General features: G+C 38.2%; 8 protein-coding genes and 1 pseudogene. All 9 read left to right on the forward strand.

The window, feature by feature from the left end; translation table 11 throughout:
* Window positions 1-335 precede the first annotated feature (335 nt).
* The gene (gene rplU, locus ACW6OJ_RS06150; RefSeq protein WP_293429217.1) at window positions 336-644 is read left to right on the forward strand and encodes a 50S ribosomal protein L21; all 309 of its coding nucleotides are present in this window, start codon (window positions 336-338) and stop codon (window positions 642-644) included.
* A 5-nt stretch (window positions 645-649) separates the two neighbouring features.
* Window positions 650-967: a ribosomal-processing cysteine protease Prp gene (locus tag ACW6OJ_RS06155; RefSeq protein WP_293429219.1), complete on the forward strand. Its 318-nt coding sequence runs from the start codon at window positions 650-652 to the stop codon at window positions 965-967.
* A 13-nt stretch (window positions 968-980) separates the two neighbouring features.
* A complete protein-coding gene (gene rpmA / locus ACW6OJ_RS06160; protein WP_036763352.1) occupies window positions 981-1,271 on the forward strand; it encodes a 50S ribosomal protein L27 in 291 nt (96 codons plus the stop codon).
* A 58-nt stretch (window positions 1,272-1,329) separates the two neighbouring features.
* Window positions 1,330-2,610, forward strand: coding sequence for a GTPase ObgE (gene obgE, locus ACW6OJ_RS06165; protein ID WP_456096043.1), 1,281 nt, complete (start codon window positions 1,330-1,332; stop codon window positions 2,608-2,610).
* Window positions 2,611-2,668: 58 nt separating this feature from the next.
* Window positions 2,669-3,052, forward strand: a complete 384-nt coding sequence (locus ACW6OJ_RS06170; protein WP_456096044.1) for a YhbY family RNA-binding protein — start codon at window positions 2,669-2,671, stop codon at window positions 3,050-3,052.
* A gap of 223 nt (window positions 3,053-3,275) precedes the next feature.
* On the forward strand, window positions 3,276-4,493 hold the full coding sequence (ilvA, locus tag ACW6OJ_RS06175) for a threonine ammonia-lyase (protein ID WP_455104862.1): 1,218 nt from the start codon (window positions 3,276-3,278) through the stop codon (window positions 4,491-4,493).
* 126 nt (window positions 4,494-4,619) lie between these two features.
* Complete coding sequence (locus ACW6OJ_RS06180; RefSeq protein ID WP_293429229.1) at window positions 4,620-4,997, forward strand: RidA family protein; 378 nt, start codon at window positions 4,620-4,622, stop codon at window positions 4,995-4,997.
* Window positions 4,998-5,324: 327 nt separating this feature from the next.
* On the forward strand, window positions 5,325-7,616 hold the full coding sequence (locus ACW6OJ_RS06185; protein WP_456096045.1) for a cell wall-binding repeat-containing protein: 2,292 nt from the start codon (window positions 5,325-5,327) through the stop codon (window positions 7,614-7,616).
* 363 nt (window positions 7,617-7,979) lie between these two features.
* Window positions 7,980-9,610, forward strand: a pseudogene (locus tag ACW6OJ_RS06190) (hypothetical protein); the annotation flags it as partial.

Below are 9,610 nucleotides of genomic sequence, written 5' to 3' on the forward strand. Positions count from 1 at the left end.
CTCCTTGTTTTTTATTTTGTGCGATTTAAATTATACACGAGATTTGATGTGTGTTCCTATTTTTTTGCAAAAAATTTAGCGTTGGGAGAGAATTTTTTCTCTCACCAACGCTAAATATTATACAACCCTTTTGGGGACTGTAACAAATCTACAGCCTTTTTTTAAAATAAAATAAAAAAATAGGATAAAAATTATTGACATTGAAATCTCTATTTAGTATACTATATGAGTAATTGCCGCACGGTAAAGGTGGCTGCACGCATAAGCAGTGCTTGGCAAAAAACTCTACTTTGTAGATACCTGACCCGGCGAGTTTGAGAACAAGGAGGTGTATTATGTACGCTATAGTTAAGACTGGAGGAAAGCAGTATAAGGTTTCTGAAGGTGATGTTCTATTCGTGGAAAAGCTAGAGGCTAACGAAGGTGATGTTGTTACTTTAGATGAAGTATTAGCAGTAAACAACGGTGAACTTAAGTTAGGTACTCCTGTAGTTGAAGGTGCATCTGTTCAGGCTAAGGTCGTAGAACAGGGCAAGGCTAAGAAAATAATCGTTTATAAGTACAAGCCAAAGAAAGACTACAGAAGAAAGAACGGTCATCGTCAGCTATATACTAAGATCGTAGTTGAAAAGATCAACGCATAGTCATCATGATTAAAGTAACATTTTATTATAATGACGAATTTAAAATTAAGGGCTTTGAATTGAAGGGTCACGCAAATTATGGCGAATTTGGATACGACATAGTATGTGCGGCTGCCACGACTAATTCAATCGGGGTTGTCAATTCACTAGAAGAGCTACAAAATGTGGGTTTTGAGGTCCAAGAGGCAGAGGAAGGTTTTATAGCCGCCTTTATAAAGGAGGAGGATATAGAAAGGTCCCAGCTCTTATTAAACCACTTAAAACGTACATTAGAGGAAATTAGTAGAGAATATCCAAAAAATATAAAAATATATGAAAAGTAGGGGGTGACTCCAGATGTTAAAAATGAATTTACAGCTTCTTGCATCTAAGAAGGGAGTTGGTTCTTCTAAGAATGGTAGAGATTCGATTTCTAAAAGACTTGGTGTTAAGAGATTTGATGGTCAGACAGTAACTGCTGGTTCTATCATTGTTAGACAGAGAGGAACTAAGATTCATCCTGGAACAAATGTTGGAAAGGGTGGAGATGATACTCTATTCGCACTTGTTGATGGAAAAGTTAAGTTCGAAAGATTAGACAAGAAGAGAAAGAAAGTAAGTATATATCCAGTAGAAATCGCTGAATAATACAGATGATGGGCTATCGAATTTTCGATAGCCCATTTTTTAAAAAGGAGGTGTAAGAATGTTTATAGACAAGGCTAGAATATTTGTCAAGGCAGGTAATGGTGGTAATGGTGCAGTGTCCTTTAGGAGGGAAAAGTACGTACCAGCAGGTGGTCCAGACGGTGGCGATGGAGGCAGGGGTGCCAATATAATTATGGTTGCTGATACAGGACTTAGGACCTTGATGGATTTTAAGTATAAGAAGAAGTATTCTGCCCAACACGGTGAAGACGGATCCAAGAAGAAGCGTGCAGGAAAAAACGGTGAAGACCTAATTTTGAGTGTACCAGAAGGAACTGTCATCAGGGATGAAAAGACAGGCCTAATTATAGCTGACCTAAAGAAGGCTGGAGACCAGGCTGTAGTAGCCAGGGGTGGCTATGGTGGTAAGGGTAACCAGCACTTTGCAAATGCGGTTAGACAGGCTCCTGCCTTCGCTAAATCAGGTACAGACGGCCAGGAAAGATGGATTACACTCGAGTTAAAGATGATAGCTGATGTAGGTTTATTGGGCTTTCCAAATGTAGGTAAGTCTACCTTCCTTTCAGTGGTTACATCTGCCAAGCCAAAGATAGCAAACTACCACTTTACTACCCTTACTCCTAACCTGGGTGTTGTGCAGACACGCCATGGAGAGTCATTTGTAATTGCTGATATACCTGGAATAATAGAAGGGGCTGCTGACGGAGTAGGACTAGGGCATGACTTCTTAAGACACGTAGAAAGAACTAAGGTATTGGTTCATATAGTTGATATTTCAGGCATAGAGGGCAGGGATCCTATCGACGACTTTGAAAAGATAAATAAAGAGCTAAGACTATATAATGAAAGACTATCTACAAGGCCTCAGCTTGTAGTTGCCAACAAGTCTGATTTATTATTTGATGAATCTATCTATGAAAACTTCAAGAAAACTATGGAAGAAAAGGGATATGAGGTATTCAAGATGTCAGCTGCAACTAGGGATGGTGTAGATCAGTTAATAGACAGGGTAAGCCAGCTACTTAATGAGGTTGAAGAGGTTGAACTAGTTAGTCAGGAAGAAATGTACAGGCCAGAGCTTGATGTAGATGATGAAGCAGGTCTAAAGATAGAGGTAGATGAAGATGGAATCTATGTAGTTACAGGTAAGGAATTGAGACGTATCATGTACTCAGTAAACTTTGATGATATGGAATCACTACAGTTCTTCCAAGCCCAGATGGAAGCCAAGGGAGTATTTGATATGCTAAGAGAAGCGGGCATAGAGGATGGAGATACCGTCAAGATATACGAGTTAGAGTTTGAATTCTATAACTAGGATGTTTTATGGTGAGTCTGGCATAGACCAGGCTTGAATTTAAAAAGGAGGAAGCTAAATGTTAAATGGCAAGAAGAGGGCCTACCTAAGGTCACTAGCCAATACGACTAAGCCTACTAGCCAGATAGGTAAGGAAGGCATCACACAGGACTTTCTAGACCAGCTAGAGGACCAGCTAAGAGCTAGAGAGCTAGTGAAGGTAACGATACTGGATAATGCTGGTATAGAGGCCAAGGAAGCAGCGAATGCTATATGCACAGAAATAAGAGCTGAGTTTGTTCAGGCTATAGGTAGTAAGTTTACTATATATAAAAAGAACAACGAAAATCCTAAAATATTTTTCCCGGGACATGAACAGGCCAAGCCAAAGGACAAGAGGGAATCAAGTAGTAAGAGGATTACTAAGAAGCAGGCCACTATCAGATCAATAAAGAAAAAATAGACATAACTAGTCTAGGGTGGTCTTAACTATTGAAAATAAAACAGATAAAGTTTTAATATCTAGATATTAAATTTATAACTTTGTTAATTTTTTATAAAAATTCAAATTTAATATTGAAATTTTCGTCCTATAGTAGTATTATCCTAACTGTAGGACTTTTTTTTAGTTCCTATAAAATAGGGAGGGTGTTTGTATAATTCTCCAGGAGAAAAGAGGTAATAAGATGGAAAGAGTAACATTAGAAGATGTAAAAGAAGCTAGAGGCATAATTGAAGACGTGGTTTTGAAGACTGACCTACTTGAAAACGTTAGGTTATCTGAAAAAACAGGTGCACAGGTATTCTACAAGTGTGAAAACCTACAGAGAACAGGTTCATTTAAAATAAGGGGTGCCTGCAATAAGATAGCCCACCTTACTGATGAAGAAAAGGCTTGCGGAGTTATAGCATCAAGTGCTGGTAACCATGCCCAGGGTGTAGCCCTAGGAGCAAAAAATGCTGGTATTAAGGCTACTATATGTATGCCTGCCAATGCACCTGTATCAAAGGTTGCTGCAACTAAGAGCTATGGTGCAGAGGTTATTCTAAACGGAACAGTATATGATGACGCCTATGCCAAGGCTATAGAAATACAGGCCCAGACAGGAGCTACATTCCTACATCCTTTTGACGACAAGTATGTAATTGCTGGTCAGGGAACTATAGGCCTAGAAATATATGAACAGCTAAATGGTAATGTTGATACTGTTATAGTACCAATCGGTGGTGGCGGAATCATTGCTGGTATAGCAACTGCTCTAAAGGAAATGAACCCAGCTATAAAGGTTATAGGTGTGCAGACTTGCAATATACCTTCAATGAAGAAGTCATATGAAAATGGTAAGATAACATCTGCCTTCAATGATATAACTATTGCTGATGGTATAGCAGTTAAGACTCCAGGTAGCTTGACATTTGATATTATATCTAAGCTTGTTGATGATGTAATAACAGTGACAGAAGAGGAAATAGCAGAAGCAATCCTATTTATGATGGAAAATCAGAAGCTAGTAAGTGAGGGAGCCGGTGCAGTCAGTACAGCAGCCCTACTATCTGAAAAGTACAAGCCGGCTGCTGGTGAAAGAGTAGTATGTGTAGTATCAGGTGGTAATGTGGATATCAACACGCTTTACAGGATTATGAGCGTTGCCCTTAAGAGACAGGGTAGAAGGATAAGTATAGTTGCAGAGCTATCAGACGTGCCAGGTGCTCTAGCTACACTTGTATCAATAATAGCTAAAAATGGTGGTAATGTCCTTACAATTAACCAGGACAAGCTAGCTACTGGTAAGTATATAAAGAAGCAGACTGTTGAGGTAACTATAGAAACTGTAGACTTTGACCAGATAAATGCTATGAAGTCTGCCTTTGTTGAAAATGGTATAAAGGTAGAATTCTTATAGGATTTGGATTTAGGATAATATTGGTAAAATACTAAGACTATGGTAAAATTAACTATAGGGTGATACTTGCTATCACGATTATGGTTTATAAAAGACAATAGGTTTTAAGAAATTTAGGAGGAAAAAATGGGAGAAGTAATATTTACTGATAAGGCTCCAGCTGCAGTTGGACCATATTCACAGGCTATAAAGGTAGGAAATGTAGTATATTGTTCAGGTCAGGTACCTCTAGTACCAGAAACTGGACTACTAATTGAAGGGGATATAAAGGCTCAGGCAGGACAGGCCCTAAAGAATGTAAAGGCTGTTCTAGATGAAATTGGAGCTGATGTAACTAATGTAGTAAAGACTACAGTATTTATCCTAGACATGGAAGATTTTGGACCTGTAAATGAAGTATATGCTGACTTCTTTGGTGACCACAAGCCTGCTAGGTCTTGTGTAGCAGTTGCTGAATTACCAAAGGGTGCAAGAGTAGAAGTGGAAGTACTAGTAGTACTATAATTAAATTAGATTCCTTGTACTAATATTATATGAAGAGGGTCTGTAGCTACAGAAGTAGGTATGGACCTTCTTTTATATATATAATTTTATGTGAATAAATTTGGAATAACTTCGCTTTAAAAATATTAACACTAATCTATTTAAAATATATTCTAAATAAATAAAAATAAATTCAACTTAATTAAATATAAGTAAATGATTAAGGATAAAGTTTTCTGGGAATAAAATATAGAAATAACTAAAAAACAATAAATGCTTAGTTATTAAATTATTTCAATAGACATAAGAGTAATAGTTAAATCGATAGAGTTTTTAGGAGGGGAAATCATGAGTTATTTTGATATTTTTAAAAAGAGAATTGAGGAAAAAAAAGAAAAGGGCTTGAAAAAGCATAGCTTTGGAACGAGAAAGCTAGCTGTTGGACTAGTATCTTGTATTCTAGGCTTCAATCTAGTTTTTAGTCCATTTGTGGCAAATGCTGAAACTGACCCAGAATTTTTTGGTGATGATGATATCGATAAGGTAGCAATTGTAAATAAGAAACAGACTATAGTAGAGGCATCTCAAATTGTGGAAATTGAGGTTGTACCAACCTATTATGGAGAATGGATAAAGGTTGATGATAGGGAACTAAACCTTATGGGTCTTAGCTTCAATAAGGTGAATGGTAAGTACCTTATCACTGGTAAATATAACCTAAGAGAGGCCTGGGGTCAGGACGAAGAGCAAAAGAGGATTGTGGAGACAATCAATGTCATACGTCAGGACGGAAGTGTTGAAACTAGGAAGCTAGTATTTATAGTGCAGAGAGATACAGACAGGGATGGTATACCTGACTTAACAGATCTAGATGATGATAATGATGGTTATACAGATGTAGAAGAAAGGGCAAAGGGCTCAAATCCAAAAGATGCAAGCTCTGTACCACCAATAGTGATAAGCCCTATAGATGATAAGACTGTAATAGAAGGAAAGCCAATAGCTGAAATACCTGTAACAACTGATAATCCAAATGCAACTCTTAAAGTAAAGGACCTGCCTAGTGGTTTAACATATGACCCAACTACTAAGAAGATAGGTGGTAGCCCACAGCTTAATGACTGGGATACTAATGAAGAGACTAGGGACTTTACAGTAACTGTAGAAGCAAAGGATCCTTCAGGCAATACAACAACAAAGACCTTTAAGATAACAGTTCAGAGGGATACTGACAGGGATGGTAAACCTGATGTGACAGATCCAGATGATGATAATGACGGTTATACAGATGTAGAAGAAAAGGCAAAGGGGTCAGATCCTAAAAAGGTCAGCTCAATACCCGCTACGATTGTAAATCCAATAGTTGACCAGACTGTGATAGAAGGAAAGCCGATAGCCGAAGTCACGATTACAACAAACAATCCAAATGCTAATGTAGGAGTAAAAAACCTTCCAAAGGGTGTAGAATACAAGAATGGAAAGGTTACTGGAAGTCCTAAAATAGACGACTGGGGTAAGAATGAAGAGACAAGAGAATTTATAGTTACCGTAGAGGCTAAGGACCAAACAGGTACTATAACTACAAAGACTTTTAAAATAACAGTTCAGAGGGATACAGACAAGGATGGTCTACCTGATGTGATAGACCCAGATGATGATAATGATGGATTTACAGATGTAGAGGAAAAGGCAAAGGGAACAGACCCAAAGAGCCAAAATTCTAAGCCTGATACAGGAAAGAAAATTGATACTGCTAGAATAGCAGGTAGGGACAGAATAGACACAGCAATAGATATCTCAAAGAAATTCTTTAAAAAGTCAAAGGCTGTAATCGTAGTCAGACATGACCTATTCCCAGACTCAATGACAGCATCAGTATTGGCTAAGCTAAAGGATGCACCAATCCTACTTAACCCAACTGACAAGTTAGACTCAAGAGTTGGAGATGAAATAAAGAGACTAGGTGCTGAGGAAGTAATCATTGTCGGTGGGCAAAACTCTGTATCTGAAAATGTAAGAGAAGAACTGAAGGCATATGATGCCGACAAGAATGTTGAAAGAATAGCAGGAGCTGATAGGTATGGAACTTCTGAAATGGTAGCTAAGAGAGTAGTTGGAATTACTGGTAAGAAGAACACAGGAGTAGTAGCTTCAGGCCAGGTATTCCCAGATGCCTTATCAGTAGGAACTTTCGCTTCAAGAGAGGGCTATCCAATACTTCTAGTTAAGAAGGATTCAGTACCAAGTCAGATTCAAAATGCTATAAGAGACCTTGATATCAACAAGACTTATATAGCAGGTGGAACTAACACTATATCTAAGTCAACAGAAGCCAACCTTCCGAGAGTTCTTGAAAGAATGGCCGGAAACACTAGGTATGAAACTTCAGTAGCTATAGCTAAGTCTAAGTTTGGAGCAAGCAAGGAAGCCTATATAGCTTCAGGTGAGGAGTTTGCAGATGCCCTTGTCATATCACCAGTATCTGGTAAGTATAACAGGCCAACCCTACTAGTTTCAACTAAGGAAGCCAACAATGGTTCTGTAAGATCCTATGTAAAGGATTCAAAAATATCTAAGCTAACTGCTATAGGTGGACAGAGATATGTTCCATCAAGTATTATTAGTGATTTAATAAAATAAATTCTTTGTAAAAAAAGTAAAAATAGGATCTCATACGTTTTCCTATTTTAATAAGTAAGGCAAAAAATATAAAAATAGCATGAAAAAGGTAAAAATTCCGTTTTCGTGCTATTTTTTTAATGTTAAAATAGGCGATAGATTAAAAATAAAAGTTTACACATAAAGGAGAAGGGTATATAACTTCAGGTAAGGTAAAGTATTATTAATATTATATTTAAAATATGATAGAAATATTGAAATACCACTTGAGCTAAGAATTTAGCTGCGACAAAGATTTGTAAAAGAACGAGTATAATATGCCCTTCTTATAGTTAGGGTATAGGAATTATGTAATCTAAAAAGGGGGTTATAAATTTGAAATTAATGAAGTCAAAGAATAAAAGAAATGCACTTAGGTCATTGGTAATGTCAACTGTCCTTGTAACAAGTGTGGCAGTAAGTACGGTACCTGTAAGTGCAGCAAACGCTGAATTGCCAATAGCCCAGTATGTAAGTACTAGTGGCGATGCCCAGTGTGGTACAAGCCCAGAGACAGCTACCTATACGGGTAAGGTAACTTTAAAGGTGCCTCTAACTAAGATTATGGAGGCCAATGAAGCTAACATGAATACTGCAGCTTCAGCTGGTGCCTATCCATGGAATAAGGAAAAAACTGGTATAGCATATATAACTTATGATGTTACATTCCCAGAAGAGGTTCAGTTTGGAAATATAAGTGCAACAGAAACTTCAAGTTTTATAAACAAGGTAGAAGCTACTACAAGGAATAACAAGCAGGTTAGCCTTAAGATGACATTCAATGATGTCAACTGGAAGGGTATATATGACCTTTATCTTGCAGACAAGCTTGATCCAAGCGCTCATACAGTAGATGTTGAAATACCTTATACAATAACTGCTAATAGCTTAGCAGAGGCTACAAAATATGAAAATGAACTTATAACTGGTACAGGAGACTTCACCTTCTATACAGGACGTTCTTTTTTCAGTGTAAAGACAACTTATAATGCTGATACACTAAGTAAGCCATTCGTTAGTGGTCTAAGTGATTGCTTTGTACCAGCAGCACAGCCGACAGCACAGCCAACAGCTCAGCCGACAGCACAGCCGACAGCACAGCCAGCAGCTCAGCCAACGGTTCAACCGACAGCTCAGCCAGCGGCTCAACCGGCAGCACAGCCAGCAACACCTGCTCAGAATGCGGGCTCATCAGCCAACCTAGAGGGAGATATACTTATAGGTAATGATACACAGCATGACAAGGTGTACGAGGCCAACAAGACGGATGTACTTGATATCACAGGTGCCTTAAATGTAAAGCCTATTAAGGATGAATTAAAGAGACTAGAAGCCCAGTATTCAGCTGCAGTTGCAGGTGGTATTAGTGTAGAAAATATAGATACAAGCTTCACAGCTAGTATTACGCTTCCAGAGGGTATGGAATATACATCATCAAATCCACAGGCTGTTTTGGAAGGGGCTAATGGTAAGTTTGAAATAGTAAGCACAAGCCTAGTAGGCAAAACTGCTACAGTAAAGCTTAGCCTAAAGGATGCTAATCAGATAACTACTTACCAGCAGTTGTCTAATGCGATCAATTCCGTTGAAGATACCCTTAAGGTAACTGTAAAGGGAGTTAAGTTCAGTGCTACATCTAGTCCAGAAACTGAATACACTATAAATGGTAGTGTAAGAGGAGACTTCTCTGGAAAGGCAACAAATATAGCAGGTGGCCAGGTTATAAACTTTAACTATACTTGGGCTGGAAAGCAGACACAGGCAGGGGCTGACTTTAGGGCTCTAAACAGTGAAAATATCCAGTTCACACTAAAGTATAAAAAGGATACAACACCTACACCATCTAATCCAGACACAGGTAGAATTGGTGGTAAGGATAGGATAGATACAGCTATTAAGATATCTAAGGACAACTACGATAAGGCGAAGACTGTAATCGTGGTTAGACATGACCTATTCCCAGACTCAATGACAGC

This window comes from Peptostreptococcus sp. (assembly GCF_977045075.1).